This is a genomic window from Pseudoduganella sp. jia 12, from assembly GCF_055502675.1.
Window position 1 is genome coordinate 325,390 of sequence record NZ_JBUXKP010000003.1, and the last position, 22,546, is coordinate 347,935.

21 protein-coding genes are annotated in these 22,546 nt (G+C 64.6%); 16 read left to right on the forward strand and 5 right to left on the reverse strand.

The annotated features are described in order from the left end of the window. The first annotated feature begins 4 nt into the window (after nucleotides 1-4). The 3 genes from ACY65G_RS07535 (at nucleotide 5) to ACY65G_RS07545 (ending at nucleotide 2,177) form a co-directional block, all read left to right on the forward strand. Entirely contained in the window at nucleotides 5-235 is a 231-nt protein-coding gene (locus tag ACY65G_RS07535; protein WP_464996740.1) for a hypothetical protein, read from the forward strand. Between the two features lie 181 nt (nucleotides 236-416). After that, complete coding sequence (locus tag ACY65G_RS07540; RefSeq protein WP_464996741.1) at nucleotides 417-1,445, forward strand: L,D-transpeptidase family protein; 1,029 nt, start codon at nucleotides 417-419, stop codon at nucleotides 1,443-1,445. 18 nt (nucleotides 1,446-1,463) lie between these two features. Beyond that, nucleotides 1,464-2,177, forward strand: coding sequence for a M23 family metallopeptidase (locus ACY65G_RS07545; protein ID WP_464996742.1), 714 nt, complete (start codon nucleotides 1,464-1,466; stop codon nucleotides 2,175-2,177). A gap of 105 nt (nucleotides 2,178-2,282) precedes the next feature. Here the strand turns inward: ACY65G_RS07545 and ACY65G_RS07550 are convergent, their stop codons facing one another. Then, nucleotides 2,283-2,819: a peptidoglycan L,D-endopeptidase MepK gene (locus tag ACY65G_RS07550; protein WP_464996743.1), complete on the reverse strand. Its 537-nt coding sequence runs from the start codon at nucleotides 2,817-2,819 to the stop codon at nucleotides 2,283-2,285. A gap of 109 nt (nucleotides 2,820-2,928) precedes the next feature. Between ACY65G_RS07550 and ACY65G_RS07555 the strand changes: the two genes are divergently transcribed. From ACY65G_RS07555 to ACY65G_RS07585, 7 genes are all read left to right on the forward strand, one after another. Continuing rightward, nucleotides 2,929-3,384 carry a MarR family winged helix-turn-helix transcriptional regulator gene (locus tag ACY65G_RS07555; RefSeq protein WP_464996744.1) on the forward strand — a complete coding sequence of 152 codons (456 nt, stop codon included), beginning with the start codon at nucleotides 2,929-2,931 and terminating at the stop codon, nucleotides 3,382-3,384. Beyond that, nucleotides 3,381-3,761 carry a hypothetical protein gene (locus ACY65G_RS07560; protein ID WP_464996745.1) on the forward strand — a complete coding sequence of 127 codons (381 nt, stop codon included), beginning with the start codon at nucleotides 3,381-3,383 and terminating at the stop codon, nucleotides 3,759-3,761. The genes ACY65G_RS07555 and ACY65G_RS07560 overlap by 4 nt, the downstream gene beginning before the upstream one ends. 28 nt (nucleotides 3,762-3,789) lie before the next feature. Then, nucleotides 3,790-4,749 carry a LysR substrate-binding domain-containing protein gene (locus ACY65G_RS07565; protein ID WP_464996746.1) on the forward strand — a complete coding sequence of 320 codons (960 nt, stop codon included), beginning with the start codon at nucleotides 3,790-3,792 and terminating at the stop codon, nucleotides 4,747-4,749. Nucleotides 4,750-4,901: 152 nt separating this feature from the next. Next, nucleotides 4,902-6,221 (forward strand): Glu/Leu/Phe/Val family dehydrogenase, encoded by a 1,320-nt coding sequence (locus ACY65G_RS07570; RefSeq protein WP_464996747.1) that lies wholly within the window; start codon nucleotides 4,902-4,904, stop codon nucleotides 6,219-6,221. A gap of 209 nt (nucleotides 6,222-6,430) precedes the next feature. After that, entirely contained in the window at nucleotides 6,431-7,585 is a 1,155-nt protein-coding gene (locus ACY65G_RS07575; RefSeq protein WP_464996748.1) for a catalase family protein, read from the forward strand. Between the two features lie 280 nt (nucleotides 7,586-7,865). Next, nucleotides 7,866-9,950 carry a S9 family peptidase gene (locus ACY65G_RS07580; RefSeq protein ID WP_464996749.1) on the forward strand — a complete coding sequence of 695 codons (2,085 nt, stop codon included), beginning with the start codon at nucleotides 7,866-7,868 and terminating at the stop codon, nucleotides 9,948-9,950. Nucleotides 9,951-10,115: 165 nt separating this feature from the next. Continuing rightward, nucleotides 10,116-10,856, forward strand: coding sequence for a PEP-CTERM sorting domain-containing protein (locus ACY65G_RS07585; RefSeq protein ID WP_464996750.1), 741 nt, complete (start codon nucleotides 10,116-10,118; stop codon nucleotides 10,854-10,856). Between the two features lie 50 nt (nucleotides 10,857-10,906). Here the strand turns inward: ACY65G_RS07585 and mqo are convergent, their stop codons facing one another. Beyond that, entirely contained in the window at nucleotides 10,907-12,511 is a 1,605-nt protein-coding gene (mqo, locus tag ACY65G_RS07590; RefSeq protein ID WP_464996751.1) for a malate dehydrogenase (quinone), read from the reverse strand. 448 nt (nucleotides 12,512-12,959) lie between these two features. Between mqo and gloA2 the strand changes: the two genes are divergently transcribed. After that, complete coding sequence (gene gloA2 / locus ACY65G_RS07595; protein WP_464996752.1) at nucleotides 12,960-13,343, forward strand: SMU1112c/YaeR family gloxylase I-like metalloprotein; 384 nt, start codon at nucleotides 12,960-12,962, stop codon at nucleotides 13,341-13,343. 18 nt (nucleotides 13,344-13,361) lie between these two features. Here gloA2 and senA read toward each other — a convergent pair whose 3' ends face one another. Next, nucleotides 13,362-14,564, reverse strand: a complete 1,203-nt coding sequence (gene senA, locus ACY65G_RS07600; protein ID WP_464996753.1) for a selenoneine synthase SenA — start codon at nucleotides 14,562-14,564, stop codon at nucleotides 13,362-13,364. Nucleotides 14,565-14,580: 16 nt separating this feature from the next. Here senA and senB point away from each other — a divergent pair, with 16 nt between their 5' ends. The 4 genes from senB to leuA all read left to right on the forward strand — a co-directional run bounded on the left by senB (nucleotide 14,581) and on the right by leuA (nucleotide 18,918). Further along, nucleotides 14,581-15,576 (forward strand): selenoneine biosynthesis selenosugar synthase SenB, encoded by a 996-nt coding sequence (gene senB / locus ACY65G_RS07605; RefSeq protein WP_464996754.1) that lies wholly within the window; start codon nucleotides 14,581-14,583, stop codon nucleotides 15,574-15,576. Continuing rightward, nucleotides 15,573-16,622 carry a selenide, water dikinase SelD gene (gene selD, locus ACY65G_RS07610; RefSeq protein ID WP_130185180.1) on the forward strand — a complete coding sequence of 350 codons (1,050 nt, stop codon included), beginning with the start codon at nucleotides 15,573-15,575 and terminating at the stop codon, nucleotides 16,620-16,622. Before senB ends, selD begins: the two co-directional genes overlap by 4 nt. Nucleotides 16,623-16,643: 21 nt before the next feature. After that, nucleotides 16,644-16,958, forward strand: coding sequence for a hypothetical protein (locus ACY65G_RS07615; RefSeq protein WP_464996755.1), 315 nt, complete (start codon nucleotides 16,644-16,646; stop codon nucleotides 16,956-16,958). A gap of 262 nt (nucleotides 16,959-17,220) precedes the next feature. Next, a complete protein-coding gene (gene leuA, locus ACY65G_RS07620) occupies nucleotides 17,221-18,918 on the forward strand; it encodes a 2-isopropylmalate synthase (RefSeq protein ID WP_464996756.1) in 1,698 nt (565 codons plus the stop codon). Between the two features lie 321 nt (nucleotides 18,919-19,239). Here leuA and egtB read toward each other — a convergent pair whose 3' ends face one another. After that, nucleotides 19,240-20,493 carry an ergothioneine biosynthesis protein EgtB gene (gene egtB, locus ACY65G_RS07625; RefSeq protein ID WP_464996757.1) on the reverse strand — a complete coding sequence of 418 codons (1,254 nt, stop codon included), beginning with the start codon at nucleotides 20,491-20,493 and terminating at the stop codon, nucleotides 19,240-19,242. An 8-nt stretch (nucleotides 20,494-20,501) separates the two neighbouring features. After that, nucleotides 20,502-21,446 carry an L-histidine N(alpha)-methyltransferase gene (egtD, locus tag ACY65G_RS07630; RefSeq protein WP_464997057.1) on the reverse strand — a complete coding sequence of 315 codons (945 nt, stop codon included), beginning with the start codon at nucleotides 21,444-21,446 and terminating at the stop codon, nucleotides 20,502-20,504. 239 nt (nucleotides 21,447-21,685) lie between these two features. On the opposite strand from egtD, the gene ACY65G_RS07635 reads away from it, so the two are divergent. Then, nucleotides 21,686-22,546 (forward strand): putative selenate ABC transporter substrate-binding protein, encoded by an 861-nt coding sequence (locus ACY65G_RS07635; protein ID WP_464996758.1) that lies wholly within the window; start codon nucleotides 21,686-21,688, stop codon nucleotides 22,544-22,546.

The following is a 22,546-nucleotide window of genomic DNA, read 5'->3' on the forward strand; positions in this document are numbered from 1 at the left end:
TGCGATGGGCATAGCGGCGTTCCACGTGGTGTTCGAGGCGCTGGTACAGCGCCAGCTTTCCGACGATGAGGTCGCCCTTCTGCGAGGCTTCCTTGCGAATGTCGTGCAACCCGACCAGTGCCTGCGCCTGATCGAGGAGGCTGCCGGCAAGCGGCCTTGCCCCAAATGCGGCGGCACGCGTTGCTCGATACCGCAACGTGGGCGATGCCGGCGCAATGGCTGCGTGTTGCGGTAGCGCCTGGCTGATGGCGGCCCTCGACAACCGCGCTCACATCAAGTTCCGTACCTCCAAGCAATGACTATCCAACGCTGACAGCGCCTTTTCATGGGGCAGCCTCGGTGGCCCGGCCATACTGCCGAGCGCACATGTACGCTGCCGTACAGAACGATGCTCGACGAGGCGGCACACTGGAGCCATGAAAAAACTCCTGCTCACCCTGCTCGTCGCCGCGCCGCTGGCGCAAGCGCAAACCACTCCGCCAGCCCAACCGGCGCCTGCTGCACAGCCAGCGCCTGCCGCACAGCCGGCACCTGCCGCACAGCCGGGCCAGGCCGTGCAACCGGGCCTGGCGCCCGCCGCGCCCCAGCCCCCCATCACCCCGGATTCGGTTCCGCCCGACCTGCGCGCCCAGGTCCTGCTCGACCGCGCCCACTTCTCGCCCGGCGAGATCGACGGCAAAGTCGGCAGCAACATGCGCCAGGCAATCACGGGTTTCCAGAAGGCCCGAGGCCTGCAGGTAACCGGCACGATGGACCAGGCGACCTGGAACGCGCTGGAAGACCGCCAGCCGATCCTCGGCTCCTATACGATCACCGACGCCGATGTGCAGGGCCCGTACGGCCCCGTGCCCGAGTCGATGGGCGACAAGGCCAAGCTGGCTTCGCTGCATTACGAAACCATCGAGGAGGCACTGGGCGAACGCTTCCACGCCAGCCCGGAACTGCTCAAGCAGATGAATCCGGGCAAGAATTTCATGCGGGCAGGTGAAACGATCCTGGTCCCGAACACGGGCGCGGCCGGTCCGCTGCCGGCGGCCGCGAAACTTGTCGTCGATGACTCCGACCGCACGTTGTCGCTGCTGGACGAAAGCGGCAAGGTCATCGCCCAGTTCCCGGCCAGCACGGGCAGCGAACACGATCCGCTGCCGGTCGGCACGTGGAAAATCAACGGCGTGGGCCGCAACCCGGACTACCGTTACAACCCGAAACTGTTCTGGGATGCCAAGCCCGGCGAAGGCAAGGCGCTCATCAAGCCCGGCCCGAACAACCCGGTGGGCGTGGTATGGATCGACCTGTCGAAGGACCATTACGGCATCCATGGCACGCCGGTGCCGTCGAAGATCGGCAAGACGGAATCACACGGCTGCATCCGCCTGACGAACTGGGACGCCGCCAAGGTGGCCAACGTGGTCGGCCCTGGTTTCGAAGTCATCCTGCAAGACTAAAACGAACGGAGACACATCATGAAATGGCTGCTGACATTGTTGCTGGGCGCCGTGCTGGGCGTGGTGGGAGCGGTGCTGTGGCTGGGGCGTGATGTGCCGCCGACCGTGCCGACCGACACCGGCGTGACACCGGCTCAGGCGCCGGCCCCGGCCGACACCGCGCCGCCCGCCGCCGCGCCTGCGCCGGTGCCCGCCGCGGGCATTCCCCTGCCCGCCAAGGACTTGCCGGAAGTACAGGCGCCGGCGCCGGTCAACCCGGCGGCAACCACGTTCGACATCGACGTCAAGCCATCGCTCGGCCCGCTGCTGCTGCCGGTGGCCGGCGTGAGCCCCCGCGAGCTGGCGGACACGTTCAACCAGCCGCGCGGCACGGAGCGGCAGCACCAGGCGCTGGACATTCCCGCGCCAAAAGCCACGCCGGTGCTGGCGGTTGCCGATGGCAAGATCGTCAAGCTGTTCACGAGCAAGCCGGGCGGCCTGACCGTCTACCAGTTCGATCCCTCGGAAAAATACGCGTACTACTACGCGCACCTGGACAGCTATGCGCCGGAGCTCAAGGAAGGCAATACGATCCGGCGTGGCCAGATGATCGGCTACGTGGGTGTGACGGGCAATTCCGATCCGAATGCGCCGCACCTGCACTTTGCGATCTTCGAACTGGGCGCGGACAAGAAGTGGTGGGAAGGCACGCCGGTCAACCCATACCCCTACCTGGCTGGCACGAACAAATAAACCGGCAGGCGAACCGGTGCCAGGCACTTATTCCGCGAGCGGGACAAGTGCCTGGCACCGGTTCCATCGGCACTCGCCGGCAACGCTTTCCAGCGCTGCCGGTGCTTACCAGTGTCTTACCCGCCCCGTGTCCATGTGCACGAACTGCGAGTCGTGGTAATACCCGACCCCGCCGGATTTCAGCGCCAGTGCCGCCTTGTGCACTTGCTTCAGGTCCTTGCCCGGGATGCGCAGGTCGATCGCCTTGCCTTCCAGGTGCATGCTGTGCCTGGCGACACCACCGCTGGCGGCAGCCAGCTTTGCATTGGTTTCCGGCGAGCGGTAACCGGAGATGATGTGCACCACGTTATTGCTGCCGAACTGCGTGGCGACCTTCTCCACCAGCAGCAGCAATGCCGGATCGATCGTGGCAATCGTATTGCTGCGGTGATCGCGCAACAGCTTGTTGATGTCCTGCAGCGCGTCGGGAATGAACTGCCCTTCCGCCCAGAACAAGCTCTTGAGCGACTCGCCCGTGTGCGTGTTGTGGAAGCGCAGGATACGTTCATGCGGAGCGGCCACGGCCGCACGGGCCAGCGCGGGCATGCTCAATGCGGACGCGACGGCTACCGATTTCTTGAGGAATGATCTGCGTTGGTTCATCCCTGAATGATACTCCTGTTTGCCGCGGCCGGCTGATTGATGATTTCTATGGCGCGTCGCAACTTCTTGAAATATACTTGAGCACTCAAGTATATTTCAAGGATCAATCATGGATAACCATTCCGATAACGATCGCGGTGCCGCCGCGCTCGACTTCTGCCTGCGTCTCGCGCGGGCCCAGGCCACCGTCGTGCGCCGGCTGGACGCCGTGCTGGGCGGCCATCATGGCCTTTCCTTCGGCGACTTCATGCTGCTGCACCACCTGTCGAAAGCGCCGGGCGGACGGCTGCGCCGCGTCGACCTGGCCGAACGCCAGGGCCTGACGGCATCCGGCGTGACGCGCACCCTGCTGCCGATGGAAAAAACGGGCCTGGTGGCGCGCATGGCGGACGAGCGCGATGCCCGCGTCGGTTTCGCGGCCATCACGCCGGCCGGCCACAACCTGCTCGACCACGCACTGCTCACGGCGCGCGAAACCTGCGCCGAATTGCTGAAGCACGCACCGCAAGACCAGCTCGACGGGCTGACGGCGGTGCTCGGCAACATCCTCGGGCCCGGCGCATGAACGAGCGCAGCGCAATGCCCTGGGCCGACCGCAACTTGCGCTGGCTGATGGCAGGCGGCGTGCTGTCGATGACCGGCAACCAGTTCACGCTGATTGCGCTGCCCTGGCCCGTCCTGGAACTGGCCGGCGACCCGCTGGCCGCGGGTGTCGTCGTGGCGCTCGCGGGCATCCCGCGCGCCGTGTTCATCCTCGTCGGCGGCGCCAGCGTCGACCGCCATTCGCCCAAGCGCGTGATGCTTCAGGGGTGCCATCCTGCAGCACGTTTCGCTCGGCACGCTGTACGCGGCCACTGGTGCCCTGCTCGTGTGCTGCGCCGTCGATGCCTGGCTGTTCACGCCGATGCGCACGATCGCGGCCTCTCCCGGTCGTTAAAATAGCGGCTCGTTGCGACTCCAGGAAACCACGATGGAAACCAAATGGCTCGAAGACTTCATCTCCCTCGTTGAAACCAGTAACTTCAGCCGCTCGGCGCAGCTGCGCCACGTGACGCAGCCGGCATTCTCGCGCCGCATCCAGTCGCTGGAAAACTGGCTCGGCACCGACCTGGTCGACCGTACCACGTTCCCCACGCGGCTCACGCCGGCCGGCCACGTGTTCTACGAGCAGGCGCTTGAAATGCTGGGCCAGATCAATGGCGTGCGCGAGCTGCTGCGCCACAAGCGCGTGGCCGCGCAGACGACGATCGATCTCGCCGTGCCGCACACGCTGTCGCTGACGTTCGTACCCAAATGGATCACGAAGCTCGAGGAGGATTTCGGTCCGATCCACAGCCGGCTGATGGCGCTGAACGTGCACGACGCCGTGCTGCAGCTGGTGGAGGGCGGCTGCGACCTGCTGCTGTGCTACCACCATCCGCGCCAGCCGGTGCAGCTCGACCCGGGCCGTTACGACATGCTGGTGATGGGCCGCGAAGCGCTGCGCGCCTATGCGCGCAGCGACAAGGCCAGGCAGCCGCTGTTCGTCCTGCCCGGCCGCAAGACGGCACCGTTGCCTTTCCTGTCCTACACCACGAATGCCTACCTGGGCCGCATGGTCGACCTGATCCTGGCCGACGCCAAACCTGCGCTGCACCTGGACAAGCGCTACGAGACCGACATGGCCGAAGGCCTGAAGATGATGGCGCTGGAAGGCCGCGGCATCGCCTTCCTGCCCGAATCGGCCGTCACCCGCGAAGTGAAGCAGAAGCTGCTGGCACCCGCCGATGAACGGGGCAGCTGGGAAATCGAGATGGAGATCCGCCTGTACCGCGAGCGCCCTTCCCCGGCGCGGCCGGGCAAGCCGCTGGTGGCCGAACTGTGGGATTTCCTCGAGGAGCAGCTGCAGCCGGCCAGGGCGAAGCGGCGCATGCAGGTATCGGAGCGCTGACGGCGCAGCCAACCCGAAAAACGCCTTATGCATTTTTTGCATGGCCGGATGCGCAAGCGGCATTGGCGCCGAAAAGGCCGTGCATCCTATGATTCGCTCGCCGGCAGTACCCCAGCTGCCCAACCACAACAAGCGAGACAGGAGTCAAAACCATGACGAACATCGTGCAGCAATCCGCGACCGCGCATACCCCGGCGCACGCACTGCCTTCCTACCTCAATGCCGACGATCTCGGCCCATGGGGCCAGTACCTGCAACAGATCGACCGCGTCACGCCCCACCTGGGCGCCCTGTCCCGCTGGGTGGAAACGCTGAAGCGTCCGAAGCGCATCCTCACCGTCGACGTGCCCATCGAGCGCGACGACGGTTCCATCGCCCACTTCGAAGGCTACCGCGTGCAGCACAATATGTCGCGCGGCCCCGGCAAGGGCGGCGTGCGCTTCCACCAGGACGTGACCCTGTCCGAAGTGATGGCCCTTTCCGCATGGATGACGGTGAAGAACGCCGCCGTCAACGTGCCTTACGGCGGCGCCAAGGGCGGCATCCGCGTCGATCCGAAGCTGCTGTCGAAAGGCGAACTGCAGCGCCTGACACGCCGCTACACGAGCGAGATCAGCCTGATCATCGGCCCGACCAAGGATATCCCGGCGCCGGACGTGAACACCAACGAACAGGTCATGGCGTGGATGATGGATTCCTACGCGATGATCGAAGGGAACCTGTCCACCGGCGTCGTCACCGGCAAGCCCATCTCGCTGGGCGGTTCGCTGGGCCGCCGCGAAGCCACGGGCCGCGGCGTGTTCGTGGTGGGCCGCGAGGCGGCACGCCAGCGCGGCGTCTCGATCGCCGGTGCCCGCGTCGCCGTGCAGGGCTTCGGCAACGTGGGCGGCGTGGCCGCCACGATGTTTGCCGAGGCCGGCGCGAAGATCGTCGCCGTGCAGGACCATACCGGCACCATCGTCAACGACGGCGGCCTCGATGTGGCGCAACTGCACAAGCACGTGGCCGAGACCGGCGGCGTGAACGGCTTCCCCGGTGCCGATGCGTTCCTCGACCGCGACGCGTTCTGGGACGTCGCTTCCGACATCCTGATCCCGGCCGCGCTGGAACAGCAGATCACCGCCGCCAATGCGCCGCGCATCCGCACGAAGATCATCCTGGAAGGCGCCAACGGCCCGACCACGCCCGAAGCCGACGACATCCTGACCGACAGGGACATCCTGATCGTGCCGGACGTGCTGGCCAATGCCGGTGGCGTGACCGTTTCCTACTTCGAATGGGTGCAGGATTTCTCCAGCTTCTTCTGGAGCGAGGACGAGATCAATGCCCGCCTGACCCGCATCATGCAGGACGCCTTCGGCGCCGTGTGGGAAGTAGCGCAGGAGAAAAAAGTATCGCTGCGCACGGCCACCTTCATCCTGGCCTGCACCCGCGTACTGCAGGCGCGCGAAGTACGTGGCCTGTATCCGTAAAAGATTGAGCCGGGCATGATCGGCCCGTAACGAGTCCCGACAATTCCTTCAGAGAAGCGGGGGAGACATGGAGGCGCCACCGAAAGGTGGCGCCTTTTTCGCATGGGCGGTCGTTATTCGCCTGGGATTGTTTGGTGGTTCACAGACAGCGGGTGGCAAGCGCACGAGAATCGGCTGATCTATTTCAATGCCAACAACAAGGAACAGCCATGCGCCCACCGATCGAATACGACCCGCGCTACGAAGTGCTCGAAGCCGACGAGGCCGACACGCAGGCGGAACTGCTCGACGTGCTGCACGCCATCGCGGACACGACCTTCAAGGATAGCGGCCAGCCCCTGCGCAGCGTGCACGCCAAGAGCCACGGCCTGTTGCATGCCGAACTGCGCGTGCTGCCGGACCTGCCCGCCGTGCTGGCGCAGGGCCTGTTCAGCGCGCCCGCCAGCTACCCGGTCGTGATGCGCCTGTCGACCACGCCCGGCGACGTGCTCGAGGACAGTGTCTCCACGCCGCGCGGCGTGGCGCTGAAAGTGATCGGCGCGCAGGGGCCGCGCCTGCCGGGCAGCGAAAACGATGCCACGCAGGACTTCGTGCTCGTCAACGGCACCACGTTCCTGAACGCGGGGCCGAAAGCATTCCTTGGCGGCCTGAAGATGCTGGCCGCCACCACCGACAAGGCGCCGGCGCTGAAGAAGATGCTGTCGGCCGCGCTGCGGCAGGTCGAACGGGCCATGGAGAAAGCCGGTACCGACAGCGCGGCGCTGAAGGGCCTGGGCGGCCATCCGGCCACGCATCCGCTCGGCGACTCGTACTACAGCCAGGTGCCGGTCCTGTTCGGGCCGTACATGGCCAAGGTGGCGCTGGTGCCGACCGCCGTGGGCCTGACGAGCCTGAAGGACGCGCCGGTCGACTATTCCGCCGACCCCGACGTGCTGCGCAAGGTCGTTTCCGACCACTTCGCCATACAGGGCGGCGAATGGGACCTGCGCGTGCAGTTCTGCACGAACATCGAGGAAATGCCGATCGAGGATGCGGCAGCCGAATGGTCCGAGGAACTGAGCTCCTACGTGACCGTGGCCCGCCTCGTTGCCCCGCCGCAGATCGGCTGGAGCGAGGCGCTGTCGGCGGCGATCGACGAAGGCATGAGCTTCTCGCCGTGGCATGGCCTCGCCGCCCACCGGCCGCTGGGCGCCGTCAACCGCGTGCGCAAGGCCGCGTACGAGATGTCGTCGAAACTGCGCGCCCGGCGGCGCGGCGCCCCCATCGTCGAACCCGCGTCGCTGGACGCCCTGCCGTTCGACCAGGCCGGCACTGGGCATGCCGCTGCTGCGCTGCTGGACACCGAGCCGGTAGCACCGCGCTGAGTCCGTGTCCCCGTGCCTGGCAGCACACCTGACGTCGCCGGTTGTCTGGTGTCGGACATTTTTTCCGGGCGCTGTTTCCGGAAAATGTGTCGGACACCGGTGTTCCGTGATGGGCAACGGCGCCTTTGCATCAAGGGAAAACCGGTGTCAGACACCTTTTCCGGGAAAGACTCCGGAAAAAGTGTCTGACACCAGGCTGATTCCTGCCACGTTTCCATTTGCTATCATGCGCGCCTTGGCCGGCGCGTGCCGGCCTCCCCTTTTACATCGGAGAAACCGGATGACCCTACGCCTGCTGGCAACCAGCGCCGCCCTCGCGGCGGTTGCCCTATCGGCTGCGCCCCTTGCGATGGCGGCGCCACGCGGCCTGACCATCGAAGACCTCGCGAGCATGGAACGTGTCGGCAGCCCCGTGCTGTCGCCCGACGCCTCGCGCGTCGTCTACACGGTGCGCAGCACCAGCCTGGAAAAAAATCGCGGCACCACCCAGTTGTGGATGATCGACCTGCGCGCCGCCAAGCCGGTGCCGCAGCAGCTCACGTCGCACGATGCGAGCAGCTTCGACCCCGAATGGTCGGCCAGTGGCGACGCCGTCTACTTCCTGTCCAGCCGGTCCGGCTCGGCGCAGGTGTGGCGCCTGCCCGCCGGCGGCGGCGAAGCCGTGAAGGTGACGAACCTGCCGGTCGATGTCGACAGCTTCCACGTGTCGCCAAAAGGCGACCGCCTCGCTGTGACGATGGCCGTGTTCCGCGACTGCGCCGACCTGGCCTGCACGAAGAAGCGCAACGACGACCAGGCCGCCAACAAGGCCACCGGCAAGCTGTACGACCAGATGTTCGTGCGCCACTGGGACACGTGGGCGGACGGCAAGCGCAACGTGCTGCACACCGTGCCACTGGGTAGCGCGCCTGCTTCCACAGCCGTGAGCCTGTCCGGCACGCTCGATGGCGACATCACCAGCAAGCCGTTCGGCGACCGCGGCGAATACACGTTCAGCCCGGACGGCCAGCGCATCGTGTTCTCGGTGCGCGTGGCGGGCAAGGGCGAGGCATGGTCGACCAACTTCGACCTGTACGACGTGCCGGCCGCGGGCGGCGCCGCGCCGCGCAACCTTACGGCCGACAACCCGGCCTGGGACACCAAGCCGCAGTTCTCCCCGGACGGCAAGACGCTCGCTTACCTGGCGATGAAGCGCCCCGGCTTCGAGGCCGACCGCTTCCACATAGTGCTGCAGGATGTCGCGTCCGGCAAGAAACGCGTGCTGGCCGAGAGCTGGGATCGCTCGATCGCCGACTACCGCTGGCGCCCGGACGGCAAGGCGCTGCTGGCCAACGCCGACGACGTGGGCAACCACCGCCTGTTCTCGCTCGACGTGGCCAGCGGCAAGGTCAGCGCCCTGACGGACCAGGGCTACGTGGCCGAATTCGACGCGAAGCGCGATACCGTGGTGATGGCGCAGAACAGCCTGCGTGACGGCGCCCAGCTGTTCAAGCTCGCCGGTACGAACGCAAGCACGAAAGCAACCCAGCTCACGCACGTCAACCGCGAACGCCTGGCGGACATCAAGATGGGCGACTATGAACAGTTCTGGTTCGCCGGCGCCAATGGCGACACCGTGCATGGCTACGTGATGAAGCCGTGGAATGCCGAGCCGGGCAAGAAATATCCGGTGGCATTCCTCGTGCACGGCGGCCCGCAGGGCAGCTTCGGCAACTCGTGGAGTTACCGCTGGAATCCGCAGGTATATGCCGGCGCCGGCTATGCCACCGTGTTCATCGACTTCCACGGCTCGACCGGCTATGGCCAGGCCTTCACGGATTCGATCAGCGGCGACTGGGGCGGCAAGCCGCTCGAAGACCTCAAAAAAGGCCTTGCCGCGGCCGGCCAGAAATATCCATGGCTGGACACGTCGAACGCCTGCGCGCTGGGCGCCTCGTATGGCGGCTACATGATGAACTGGATCGAAGGTAACTGGAGCGACGGCTTCAAGTGCATCGTCAACCACGACGGCGTGTTCGACCAGCGCGGCATGGGCTACTCGACCGAGGAACTGTGGTTCACCGAATGGGAAAACGGCGGCACGCCGTACGCCAACCCGGAAGGCTACGAGAAGTTCAACCCCGTGCACCACGTGACGAAATGGAAGACGCCGATGCTCGTGATCCAGGGCGACCTGGACTTCCGCATCCCCACCGCGCAGGCGCTGGGCACCTTCACGGCGCTGCAGCGGCAAGGCATCAAGTCGAAACTGCTGGTATTCCCGGACGAGAACCACTGGGTGCTGAAGCCGGCCAATTCGATCCAGTGGCACCACACGGTGATCGGCTGGCTCGATGAGCATTTGAAGACCACGCAAAAGAATTAATATCAATATGAAAGCCGCGCACTGCGCGGCTTTTTAATTGACGGTTTTCCGTTCAAGCATCACAGCCATCGCCGATCACGCCATTTTAAAAAATTTATTGACCGTTTTTCTGGCAAACTATAAGCTTGGCTTCTTTATATTATTAATTAAATAAGACGAAAAAACATGCGCCTTGCTTATACGATTGCCGGAGCCCTGCTCTGTCTAGGATCCGCCCATGCGGAAGTCACTGCCGTCGACGCAACGGCATTCGAACTGAGGAACATCGATACTCCCGGAGAGCCGGCTGATTATCTTGAACTGCTTTCCAATTCAAACGGCAAGGCCAGCATTGCGCTGGCAGGGGTCGAGGCTTCGTTAAATGCGGGTATCACGAACTCCACCGGCAATGTCGATGCCAGTACACGCACCAGCTTCAATAGTTCGTACTGGCTGATTGTCAAATCGGGTTACGAAATCACCGGGTTGACCATCAGTGGCACATGGGAAGGCGTGTACCAGGGAGGTGCAGGCGGCTACGCGGACACGTTCGCGGAAATCAGCCTGTCACTGGTTCCCAGATACGGCGATAACACGCCCGTATACCAGGATCAGGTGTGGGGGCAATTGCTCAACGGTACCGAGGCATTCAATCAGCCAAGCCCGACGCTGACTTTGTCCGATTATGTACACACACTCTCGGTCAATTCGCTCTCCGTCCAGCAGGCATATGGCGGAACCATCACCGATTCGGTCACCGGCAATACGATCGATACGACATCCCTGGCCGGCATTCGCGTGCGTGACTTGACGCTGACCGTCAGTTATTCGCCGGAAATCGCCAGCCCGGTGCCGGAACCTGGTGCATGGCTGATGCTGCTGGGTGGTATCGGCGCCATCGCGCTGGTGCGTCGACGCCGGTCGTAATTCGGAGGGATACCGGCCTCCGTCGCAGGCCCGGTATCCTCGATTGCTACTTACTGCTGCGCGGCGGCCGGCACATCCAGCGTGATCGCCTTCAGGCCCAGCACGGCGCTGCTCTGCTGGCGGATCTGGTTCGCATAGGCCGCATCGGGATTGAGCTTGCGGCCATACGACGGCACCATTTCCTTCATCTTCGCCTGCCATTCCGGCGTGGCCAGCTGGCCCTTGAACGAGGATTTCTCCAGCACCTTCAGCATGATCGGCGCGGCCGTCGATGCGCCTGGCGACGCGCCCAGCAGCGCGCTCATCGTGCCGTCAGCGGAGCTGACCACTTCGGTGCCGAACTGCAGCAGGCCGCCCTTCTTCGGGTCGTCCTTCACGATCTGCACGCGCTGGCCGGCATTGACGAGCGTCCAGTCTTCCAGCTTCGCTTCCGGCAGGTAGTCGCGCAGCGTGGCCAGGCGGTCTTCCGGCGACTGCATCACCTGCTGCACGAGGTATTTCGTCAGTGGGATATTGTCGTAGCCCGCTTCGAGCATCGGCCTGACGTTGTCGCTGCCCACGGATGCCGGCAGGTCGATCCACGAGCCGTTCTTCAGGAACTTCGTCGAGAACGTGGCGAACGGGCCGAACAGCAATGCCTGCTTGCCATCGATGATGCGGGTATCCAGGTGCGGGACCGACATCGGCGGCGAGCCGACGGAAGCCTTGCCGTACACCTTCGCGTTGTGCTGCTTGATCAGTTCGGGATTGTTCGTGACCAGCCACTGGCCGCCGACCGGCACGCCGCCGAAGCCCCTGGCTTCGGGGATGCCGCTCTTTTCTAGCAGCGGCAGCGAACCGCCGCCGGCGCCGATGAACACGAACTTCGCGCGCACCGTCTTCACCGAGTTGTCGGCCAGGTTCTTGACCGTGACGTTCCAGTTGCCGTCCGTGCCGCGCTTGATGTCTTCCACCTGGTGGCGCAGCGACAGCGTCATGTTGCCCTTCTCCGTCAGGTGCTTCACCATGCTGCGCGTCAGCGTGCCGTAGTTGACGTCGGTGCCGATTTCCATCCGCGTGGCCGCCACTTTCTGGTTCTTGTCGCGGCCGTTCATCACCAGCGGGATCCACTGGCGCAGCTGCTCCTGGTCTTCCGTATAGATCATGCCCTTGAACAGGTTTTCCTTTTGCAGGGCGGCGTAGCGCTTCTGCAGGAAGGCGATGTTGTCATCGCCCCAGACGAACGCCATGTGCGGCACGTTGTTGATGAAGGTGCGCGGATCGCCGAGGTAGCCCTTCTGCACCTGGTAGGCCCAGAACTGCTTCGACACTTCGAACTGCTCGTTGATGTCCACGGCCTTCTTCGTGTCGACGTGACCGTCCGGCATTTCAGGCGTGTAGTTCAGTTCGGCAAAACCGGAGTGGCCCGTGCCGGCATTGTTCATCGCGTCCGAACTTTCGGCGGACACCGAATCGAGGCGTTCGAACATCTGCATGGTCAGGCCGGGCTGCAGCTCATGCAGCATCGTGCCCAAGGTGGCGCTCATGACGCCGGCGCCGACCAGCACCACGTCGACCGGCTTGTCCGACGATGGCGGCGGTGACTTCGTGCACGAGGAAAGGATAAAACAAGATAACAGGACGACGAGCGCCTTGCCTGCAAATGACTTACGCATGATGACATTTACCTGAACGATGATCGCGGTGCTGCCACCGCCACCATCCGGTTAAAAAAACTTCAACGGTTCCTTGCGAAATATTTCCGACAGACCCGGCAGGCCAAACAAAAAAATTCCGGAAAGAGCGTGCAGCCACGGACAATCGAGGCACACGACGCGCAGCGGGAGCAACGCCACGGCGCGACACAGGATATGGATCGAGCGACCGTGACAGGAGACTAGCAGCAAACGACAACATGCCGGTTCCGGCATGCGGACGGCAGATGTCGTTCTGTGCGTCTATTGAAGAGACAAGCCCGGGAGGGCCAACGAATCTTAGGCCAGCCGGGGGCGCCCACCTATTCGGGATACTACTTAGGTCTTCTATAAGACCCGTTGCAGCCAATCATGGCAAAGGTATAATGCCGCGCATCCGCACGGCCAACTCATCGAACGCAGGCACGCCATGTTCAAACGAATCCACCACGCAGCCATCATCTGCGCCGACTACGAGCGCTCGAAACGCTTCTACACCGAGGTGCTCGGCCTGCGCGTCATCGCGGAAAACTACCGGGCGGCGCGGCAATCGTACAAGCTCGACCTGCAACTGCCCGACGGTTCGCAGATCGAACTGTTCTCGTTCCCGGACGCGCCCGAACGGCCTTCGTATCCCGAGGCAAGGGGCCTGCGCCATCTTGCCTTCGCGGTCGACGACGTCGATGCCTGCAAGGCGCGCCTGGAAGAGCAAGGCGTTGCCGTCGAGCCGGTGCGCATCGACGAGCATACCGGGCGTCGCTTCACGTTCTTTGCCGACCCCGATGGCTTGCCGCTCGAGCTGTACGAGGATTGATCCGGACAGAATTGCCCATCATTCCCACGCGCATGTCCTGAACCCGCAAAAGATATCGTCGCGCTCCGGCATGAAGAAATTGCGGAACTTCGCCGAGCCGAAGCGCGACGGCGTGGCGAACGACGCGCCGCGCAGCACCTGGTGCGTGGCGAACCAAGGCTCGGAGTATTCGCGGTAGCGGTCCGCCGTGAAGCCGGGATAGGGTTCGAACGGCGAAGCCGTCCATTCCCATAACTGCCCCCAGCGGAACGCCGGGTGGCCGTGCAGCGCCGCGTATTCCCACTCCGCTTCCGTCGGCAGCCGGCGGCCCGCCCAGGCACAGTAGGCCTGCGCTTCGTACAGGCTCACGTGCCGTACCGGCTCATCCGGATTCAGCGTGGCCGGACGGCCGAAGCGCACCGTGCGCCAGCCGGCGCCGTCGCGTTCCCAGTAGCGCGGCGCGGAACGTTCCTGCCGCATCAGCCACGCGGCGCCGCCGGCACTCCAGAACTGCCGGTTGTCGTAGCCGCCATCGGCGATGAAGTCCGTGTACTGCGCGTTGGTCACGAGGCCCGCATCCATGCGGAACGGCGCCACGTAGACCGCGTGCGCGAACTTTTCGTTGTCGAACACGAAGCCGGCGGTGTCGACCGGGCTGCCCAGCTGCAGGGTGCCACCGGGGAAAAGCAGGTCGCCGTGGCTGGTGGGTGCGGGCTCGTCCTGCATCAGCTGCGCGGGTGCCGCAAGGCCGAGGGTCTGCAGCGTGTACAGGTAGGCTTCGCCATGCATGTCCTCGTGGGCAAGCGCCAGGCGATACGGGTACAACGCCTCATCGGTATTCGCCTCGCGCGACAGCTTGTCGAGCACGCGGTCCAGCACCTCGTGGCAATAGGTCTTGACGCCGCCGGTGGTCGGCAGGTCGAGCGTCCAGCGGCTGCGGTGCGGCACGTTGGCCGAGTCGAACCAGTCGTCGCCCTTCGTCAGCAGCGACGCGAACTGCGCATCGGCCGGGTGGCTCGACAGTGCCTCCCGCAGGATGAACCATTCGGCGAACCAGGCCGTATGGCCCAGCTCCCACAACGGTGGATTGACGATGCGGATCTGCGGCACGTTGCGCGGCACGTCCATGCCGGCGGCGGCAAAGCAATCGAACAGGGCGAGCGTATAATGCCGCGCATCCTGCATGGCCTCGGCCAGTTGCTGCGTGCGCGCGGTACGGAAGGAGGCGGTGATGGAATTCATTGAAGGATTGTAACCAATGGCAGCTTCCGGCAACCGGACGATCTGTATCGTGAGCCCCGGCACGGCGCGTGACAACAACGGCAACTGGCACACCGCCGACCGCTGGGCGGGCTTCCTGCGCGACGATTACGACGTGGTGGTCCAGGAGCAGTGGTCGGCGCGGTGGCCCGCGCCGGACTTGCTGATCGTGCTCCATGCACGCCGCTCCGCCAGGTCGTTGGCCGACTTCCGCCTGCACTGCGACGGCCGCCCCGCCATGCTGGTGCTGACCGGGACCGACGTGTACCACGACATCCATCACGACGCCGAGGCGGAATGCGCGATCCGGCTGGCCGATGCGCTCGTGGTGCTGCAACCGGCGGCGATCGACGAGCTGCCCGATACCGTCCGGGCGAATACCCATGTGATCTACCAGTCCGCCGACGCGCTGCCACCGCTGCCGGGTGTTCCTGGCCGCAAGGACATCACGATGGTCGGCCACCTGCGCGCCGTGAAGGACCCGGCCACGTTCATGCGCGCCGCCGCACTGGTGACGGCGCCCGGCGTCTTCCTGCAGCAGATCGGCGCGGCGCTCGACCCGGACCTCGAGGGGCTGGCCGAACGCACGGGCGACACGGTGATGCATTACGCATGGCTGGGCGGCACGCCGCGCGAGTTCGCCCGCGACGCCATCCGCCGCAGCCACGTGCTGGCCATCTGCTCGGCGATGGAGGGCGGCGCCAACGTGATCGTCGAGGCCATCACCAGCGGCGTGCCCGTGCTGGCCAGCGACATCAGCGGCAACCGCGGCATGCTGGGCAACGATTATGCGGGCTTCTTCCCCGTCGGCGACGCAGCCGCCCTCGCCCGCCTCATCGACCGCAGCGTGCAGGACGAAGCATTCATCGCCACCCTGCGTGCCCAGTGCGCCGCGCGCGCGCCACTGTTCGCGCCGCGGGCCGAGCGGGCAGCATTGCTGCGCCTGGTGGATAATCTGTTTCAACCGACACCTTCAATTGGCAAAAGAACATGACTACTGAACCGATCAAACTCACCTCGTTTTCCCACGGCGGCGGCTGCGGCTGCAAGATCGCGCCCGGCGTGCTGTCCGAGATCCTCAAGAACTCCAGCGGCTTCCCCGTACCGAAGGAACTGCTGGTAGGCATCGAGACGGCCGACGACGCGGCCGTGTACAAGCTCAATGACGAGCAGGCGCTGATCGCCACCACCGACTTCTTCATGCCGATCGTCGACGATCCGTTCGACTTCGGCCGCATCGCCGCCACCAATGCGATCTCCGACGTGTATGCGATGGGCGGCACGCCGATCATGGCGCTGGCGCTCGTGGGCATGCCGATCAACAAGCTGCCGGTCGAAACGATCGGCAAGATCATCAAGGGTGGCGAATCGGTCTGCGCCGAAGCGGGCATTCCGATCGCCGGCGGCCACACGATCGATTCCGTCGAACCGATCTACGGCCTGGTGGTGCTCGGGCTCGTGCACCCGTCGAAGATCAAGCGCAACGCCGATGCGAAAGCGGGCGACGTGCTCGTGCTGGGCAAGCCGCTGGGCGTGGGCGTGCTGTCGGCCGCGTTAAAGAAGAACGTGCTGGGCGAGGAAGGCTACGCGGCGATGATCGCCAACACCACGAAGCTCAACAAGCCGGGCAAGGCGCTGTCCGAACTGCCGGGCGTGCATGCGCTGACCGACGTCACCGGCTTCGGCCTGCTGGGCCACCTGCTGGAACTGGCGCGCGGCGCGCAGCTGACCGCGAAGCTGACGATGTCGCAGATCCCGCTGCTGCCGGGCGTCGAACAGCTGGCCCACGACGGCTACTTCACCGGCGCCTCCGGCCGTAACTGGGAGGGCTACGGCAAGGACGTGACGCTGTCGCCGAACGTCACGCCCGCCCAGCACACGCTGCTGACCGACCCGCAGACGTCGGGCGGCCTGCTCGTGTCGTGCGACCCGTCCGCCGTCGACGACGTGCTGGCCATCTTCCGCGCCGGCGGCTTCGAAGCCGCCGCCGTCATCGGCGAAATGGCCGCCGGCGACGCCCGCGTGCAAGTCGCCGCCTGAGAACACGGCAACGTATGCCTGGTGTCCGACATTATTTTCTGGACGATTCTTCCAGAAAATGGTGTCGGACACCGGTTTTCCCACGATCTTGCCGACCATCTGCGTGAAACCGGTGTCGCACACATTTTCCGGATGAACCGCCCGGAAAAAATGTCCGACACCAGATCGTCCATGCGTTTCCATCGATGCCGATACCACGTTGGCGGGCGAATTGTCTTGACAATAGCAAACAGGTTCTCTTACATTGATGCCATGTTCACGCATCCGCAACTATCCGCTTTCCTGCTATCGCTTGCCAGCCTATCGCTGGCAACGCCCCTGCTAGCACGCGCCTGATTCGTTTCACCCCTGTGCGCGCTGCACACAAGTTGTACCTCCAGCCGGCCACGAGCCGCACCGCTTCAACAGTCAGGAAAGATGCACCGATGCCCGCCATCCATTCACACATCGCACGCGCACAGCTGCTGTCGCTATCGCTACCGACCGGTTGCCTGGTCTAGCGCCCCGTGGCCCACCAGGCAGCCCTTCCGCCACAGACATGCGACCAATGCAGCGACAGCGGTCAGCCCGACAGAATCCGAGAACCCAGGAGTACACCATGATGTTGCAGAACCCTGCCGTGAAATACCGCGCCTTCCCGCCCGTTCAATTGGCCGACCGCACGTGGCCGAACAGGACGATCGCCACGCCGCCGATCTGGATGAGCACCGACCTGCGCGACGGTAACCAGGCGCTGATCGAGCCGATGAGCGTGGAAAAGAAATTGAAATTCTTCGACCTGCTGATCAAGACGGGCCTGAAGGAAATCGAAGTGGGCTTCCCTTCGGCATCGCAGACGGACTTCGACTTCGTGCGCAAGCTGATCGACGAGAACCGCATTCCGGACGACGTGACCATCATCGTGCTGACCCAGTCGCGCGACGAACTGATCCGCCGCACCGTGCAGGCCGCGGCCGGCGCGAAGAACGCCATCGTCCACCTGTACAACTCGGTGGCGCCGGTGTTTCGCAAGGTGGTGTTCAACATGTCGCGCGAAGAGATCGTGAACATTGCCACCACGGGTACCACGCTGGTGAAGGAACTGCTGGCCAATCATCCGGAAACCAACTGGACCTTTGAATACACGCCGGAATCGTTCTCGACGACGGAACTGGATTTCAGCAAGCAGATCGTCGACGCGGTGACCGCCATCTGGCAGCCCACGCCGGAAAAGAAGATGATCGTCAACCTGCCGACGACGGTCGAATGCAGCATGCCGAACGTGTATGCCGACCAGATCGAATGGATGTGCCGCAACATCGAACGCCGCGACGCCGTCATCATCAGCGTCCACCCGCACAATGACCGCGGCACGGCCGTGGCCTCCGCCGAACTGGCCGTGCTGGCCGGCGCCGAGCGCGTCGAGGGCTGCCTGTTCGGCAACGGCGAACGCACCGGCAACGTCGACCTGGTCACGCTGGCACTGAATTTGTACACCCAGGGCGTGCATCCGGGCCTGGACTTCTCGGACATCGATTCCGTGCGCAAGATCGTCGAGGAATGCAACCAGCTGCCCGTGCACCCGCGCCACCCGTACGTGGGCGACCTGGTGTTCACAGCGTTCTCCGGCTCGCACCAGGACGCGATCAAGAAGGGTTTCGCGAAACAGCAGCCGGGCGCCGAGTGGGAAATCCCCTACCTGCCGATCGATCCGCAGGACCTGGGCCGCAGCTACGACGCGGTGATCCGCGTGAACAGCCAGTCCGGCAAGGGCGGCATGAGCTACCTGCTGGAACAGGATTACGGCCTGGTACTGCCGCGCCGCCTGCAGATCGAATTCTCGCGCGCCGTGCAGGCCGTGGCCGACCAGACCGGCCTGGAAATCACGTCCGAAGGCATCCACGAGATCTTCGAACGCGAATACTTCGCGCAAACGTCGCCGTATGCCTACGTGTCGCACAAGATGGTCGAGGACAGCAGCGCGGATGAATCCGTGCAGATCGACATCGGCCTGCTGCACCGCGGTGCCTCGATGGCCCTGCAAGGCGGCGGCAACGGCCCGATCGACGCGTTCGTCGACGCGCTGGGCCTGGACATCAAGCTGATGGACTACCACGAGCACGCGATCGGCCACGGCGCGAACGCCAAAGCAGCGTGCTATGTCGAACTGCGCCTCGACAACGGCCCGACCCTGTTCGGCGCCGGCATCGACAGCAATATCGTGACGGCGTCGTTCAAGGCCGTGCTGTCGGCCGTGAACCGGCAGTTGCGGCAGAAGGAAGCGGCGCCGGCTCAGGCGAGCGACGCCGCGGCTTGATGGCTAAGGAGCCGGTACAGGTGGCTTTCACCTGCGCCGGCTGCGAACCGGGGTCTGTCCCCGGTAAGTGTTGACGCTGGCGCTTGCTTGCAGCGCCTTCAGGGGACTGACCCCAGCCTTTCGCATGCGTGTCGATTACGCCAGCAAAAGACCGGGGTCAGTCCCCTCGCTCATTGCCAGCGCCCCGGCTCCAAGCCAATGACTGGCGGGGACAGGAAGGAGCAATCCCCGGCATGGGATTACCGCTACGCAGGCGAGAAGCATGCTTCTCGAAACCCCTGCTTTGCCCCCTGCGGCGCAGCCGTTTCGAAGCATCGTGCTTCACCTTGACAGCCTGATCCCCGCAAACTGCCACCTTGCTCCCGCCGGGAAGAAATTCCGGTAACTGGCCCGTGCATGCCCCTGCGGCGTGGCGCACGACGATCCCCGCAGCACATACTGGTTCACCATGAACTTGCCGTTGTATTCGCCGATCGCGCCGGCGGCGGGCCGGAAGCCGGGGTAAGGCGCATAGCTGCTGCTGGTCCACTGCCAGCAGTGATCGAACATCTGCCGCAATGCACCGGACGGCTCCGGGTCGCCCGGATGCGGCAACGAAGGCGGCGACCCGGGCACTGTGCCGGAAGCGCGTGCCGCATGTTCCCATTCCGCCTCCGTGGGCAGCCGCGCGCCGGCCCAGTGCGCGTAGGCGTCGGCCTCGAACAGCGAAACGTGCGTCAGCGGCCGTTCGGGGTCCAGCGGCTGCAAACCCATCAGCGTAAACTCGAACCAGTTGCCGTCGTCATCGCGCTGCCAGTACATCGGCCTGTCGAAGCCCTGGGCGCAGATCCAGTCCCACCCTTCGGCCAGCCACAGGCCCGCGTCGCGGTAGCCGCCGGCCTCGATGAAAGCGAGGAATTCGCCGTTCGTCACCAGCCGCGACGCAAGCTCGAACGGTTCCACGAACTGGCGGTGACGCGGCAATTCGTTGTCGAAGCAGAAGCCGTCGCCTTCGTAGCCCACTTCCGTCACGCCGCCTTCGAACGGCAGCCACGCCGATGCACCCGCCGGCGCCGCGCGCGGCAACGCTTCGGCCAGGTAATCGGGAAACAGGCCGTTCTGCGCGAGCAGGTGCTTCACGTCCGTCAGCATCAGCTCCTGGTGCTGCTGTTCGTGCTGCAGGCCAAGGGTGAGCAAGGCTGCGAGGCGGGAACGGGCATCGGCATCGAGCGCGCTGCCGACCAGCGCGGCAATGCGGGCATCCACATTGGCCCGGTAGGCGCGCACCTGCGCCATGGGGGGACGCGTGAGCAGGCCGCGCTGCGGCCTCGGGTGCTTCTGGCCCACGCCGTTGTAGTAGGAATTGAACAGCACGCGGAACGCCGGGTGGAACGGCGCGAAACCAGGCTCCATCGCTTCGAGGATGAAGGTCTCGAAAAACCATGTGGTGTGCGCGAGGTGCCACTTGATCGGGCTGGCGTCGGGCATCGACTGGGCGCCGCAATCCTCGTCGGACAGCGGCGCGGCCAGCGCCAGCGAATGCTCGCGCACTGCGCGGTAGCGGGCCGTCCAGACGGCCGGATCGTTCAGTTGCATGGTACCTCCTAGCTGGCTGCCGCGTGCGCGTGCATCACCGCGAACCAGCCCGCATCGTCGGTCCACACGGCGTCGGCGGCAAAGCCGGCCTGCGCCAGCAATTGCGCGAAACTCTCCGGCGTGTACTTGTAGCTGTCCTCGGTGTGGATGCGTTCGCCGCGCGCGAAGCGGCGCTCGCCGCCGGGCCAGCGCACCGTGAGCGCGGTGCGCGCTTCCAGGTGCATCTCGATGCGGCTTTCCTCGGCATTGAAGAAGGCAACGTGGCGCCACTGGCGCACGTCGAAATCGGCGCCAGTCAGGTGGTTCACATGGCGCAGCATGTTCAGGTTGAACGCCGCCGTCACGCCGATCGCGTCGTCGTAGGCCGCATCCAGCACGGCGGCATCCTTGATCAGGTCCACGCCGATCAGCAAGGCACCGTCGGTGGACGTGTTCTCGCGCACCCGGCGCAGGAAGGCAATGGCCTCGTGCGGCGCGAAATTGCCGATCGAAGAACCCGGGTAGAAGAAGGTGCGGCGCGCCGCGTTGACGGCCGGCGGCAGCGCGAACGGGCCGGACAGGTCCAGGGCCAGCGCCGTCATGGCGATCGATGGAAAGCGTTGCTGCAGGCGGCCGACAGCCTCGTTCAAAAAGTCGCGCGAGATGTCGATCGGCACATACTGTTGCGGCTGCAACAAGGGGAACAGGCTGGCCGCCTTGGCGCAGTTGCCGGCGCCCAGGTCGATCAGCGTGCCACCCGTGCCCACGCGGCGCGCGATGTCGGCACCGTGCGCCGCGAAAATCGCCGCCTCGGTCCGTGTGGGATAATACTCGGGCAGTTCGCAGATGGCTTCGAACAGGCGCGAGCCGAGGCTGTCGTAAAGATATTTCGGCGAAGTGCGTGCCTGCGGGGCCAGCAGTCCGGCCTGGATCTCGGCGATCGTGGCGCGGTCGCCCTGCGGCCCTTCGGTCATGGCGGACAAATCGGTCGGCAGCGCACGCAGCGCGGCGGCGGTTCTGGTCATTGGCATGGCGCTTCTTCCTGTTTTTCGGTTGATGTTACTGGCTGTCAGGACTGCATGTCGGACTGCGTGTCGGGGCGAGAAGGCAATTTGCTATGATACTCAATTACAAAAAGCAGAGCGTCCCGCTCAGTAGCCCCCGCGGGCGGCGCAGTGGATCGCACACTTAATAACAATTTTATTTCCTGATCATGAAAACCACTTTCAAACGTGCGCTCGGCGCATTCGCCATCGGCACCCTGCTCTCCCTGTCCGCGCACGCCCAGCAAGTGCTGCGCGTGTCGGCCATCCCCGACGAGGCGCCGACCGAACTGCAGCGCAAGTTCAAGCCGCTGGGCGAATACCTGTCGAAGAAGACCGGCCTGAAGGTCGAATTCACCCCGGTGACCGACTATGCGGCATCCGTGGAAGGCCTGGTCAACAACAAGCTGGACATGGTGTGGTTCGGCGGCTTCACCTTCGTGCAGGCGAAGGAGCGCAGCAAGGGTCAGGTCGTGCCGCTGGTGCAGCGCGTGGAGGATGAAAAATTCCGCTCCGTGTTCATCACCACCTCGCCGGCAATCACGAAACTGGCCGACCTGAAAGGCAAGACGCTGTCGTTCGGCTCCGAATCGTCCACGTCCGGGCACCTGATGCCTCGCTCGTTCCTGCTGGCCGCGCAGGTCGATCCGGACAGCGACCTGAAACGCATCGCCTTCTCCGGCGCGCATGACGCGACCGTGGCTGCCGTTTCGGGCGGCAAGGTCGATGCCGGCGCGCTGAACATTTCGGTCTGGGAAAAACTCGTGAGCGAGAAAAAGGTCGATCCATCGAAAGTGCGCGTGTTCTACACCACGCCCGCCTACTACGACTACAACTGGACGGTGCGCGCCGACATGCCTGCCGACCTGAAGAAGAAGATCACCGATGCCTTCCTGGCCCTCGATCCGGCCACGCCGGAAGGCAAGGAAATCCTGGCATTGCAGCGCGCCACGAAGTTCATTCCCACCAAGGCGGAAAACTACGTGGCCATCGAAGCCGCTGCAAAGAACGCCGGCCTGCTGAAGAAGTAA

Excerpts from the sequence above, each read along its gene's own strand:
- ACY65G_RS07535 (WP_464996740.1), top strand. The coding sequence starts at position 5 with ATGGGCATAGCGGCGTTCCACGTGGTGTTCGAGGCGCTGGTACAGCGC.
- ACY65G_RS07540 (WP_464996741.1), top strand. The coding sequence starts at position 417 with ATGAAAAAACTCCTGCTCACCCTGCTCGTCGCCGCGCCGCTGGCGCAA.
- ACY65G_RS07545 (WP_464996742.1), top strand. The coding sequence starts at position 1,464 with ATGAAATGGCTGCTGACATTGTTGCTGGGCGCCGTGCTGGGCGTGGTG.
- ACY65G_RS07550 (WP_464996743.1), bottom strand. The coding sequence starts at position 2,819 with ATGAACCAACGCAGATCATTCCTCAAGAAATCGGTAGCCGTCGCGTCC.
- ACY65G_RS07555 (WP_464996744.1), top strand. The coding sequence starts at position 2,929 with ATGGATAACCATTCCGATAACGATCGCGGTGCCGCCGCGCTCGACTTC.
- ACY65G_RS07560 (WP_464996745.1), top strand. The coding sequence starts at position 3,381 with ATGAACGAGCGCAGCGCAATGCCCTGGGCCGACCGCAACTTGCGCTGG.
- ACY65G_RS07565 (WP_464996746.1), top strand. The coding sequence starts at position 3,790 with ATGGAAACCAAATGGCTCGAAGACTTCATCTCCCTCGTTGAAACCAGT.
- ACY65G_RS07570 (WP_464996747.1), top strand. The coding sequence starts at position 4,902 with ATGACGAACATCGTGCAGCAATCCGCGACCGCGCATACCCCGGCGCAC.
- ACY65G_RS07575 (WP_464996748.1), top strand. The coding sequence starts at position 6,431 with ATGCGCCCACCGATCGAATACGACCCGCGCTACGAAGTGCTCGAAGCC.
- ACY65G_RS07580 (WP_464996749.1), top strand. The coding sequence starts at position 7,866 with ATGACCCTACGCCTGCTGGCAACCAGCGCCGCCCTCGCGGCGGTTGCC.
- ACY65G_RS07585 (WP_464996750.1), top strand. The coding sequence starts at position 10,116 with ATGCGCCTTGCTTATACGATTGCCGGAGCCCTGCTCTGTCTAGGATCC.
- mqo (WP_464996751.1), bottom strand. The coding sequence starts at position 12,511 with ATGCGTAAGTCATTTGCAGGCAAGGCGCTCGTCGTCCTGTTATCTTGT.
- gloA2 (WP_464996752.1), top strand. The coding sequence starts at position 12,960 with ATGTTCAAACGAATCCACCACGCAGCCATCATCTGCGCCGACTACGAG.
- senA (WP_464996753.1), bottom strand. The coding sequence starts at position 14,564 with ATGAATTCCATCACCGCCTCCTTCCGTACCGCGCGCACGCAGCAACTG.
- senB (WP_464996754.1), top strand. The coding sequence starts at position 14,581 with ATGGCAGCTTCCGGCAACCGGACGATCTGTATCGTGAGCCCCGGCACG.
- selD (WP_130185180.1), top strand. The coding sequence starts at position 15,573 with ATGACTACTGAACCGATCAAACTCACCTCGTTTTCCCACGGCGGCGGC.
- leuA (WP_464996756.1), top strand. The coding sequence starts at position 17,221 with ATGATGTTGCAGAACCCTGCCGTGAAATACCGCGCCTTCCCGCCCGTT.
- egtB (WP_464996757.1), bottom strand. The coding sequence starts at position 20,493 with ATGCAACTGAACGATCCGGCCGTCTGGACGGCCCGCTACCGCGCAGTG.
- egtD (WP_464997057.1), bottom strand. The coding sequence starts at position 21,446 with ATGACCGAAGGGCCGCAGGGCGACCGCGCCACGATCGCCGAGATCCAG.
- ACY65G_RS07635 (WP_464996758.1), top strand. The coding sequence starts at position 21,686 with ATGAAAACCACTTTCAAACGTGCGCTCGGCGCATTCGCCATCGGCACC.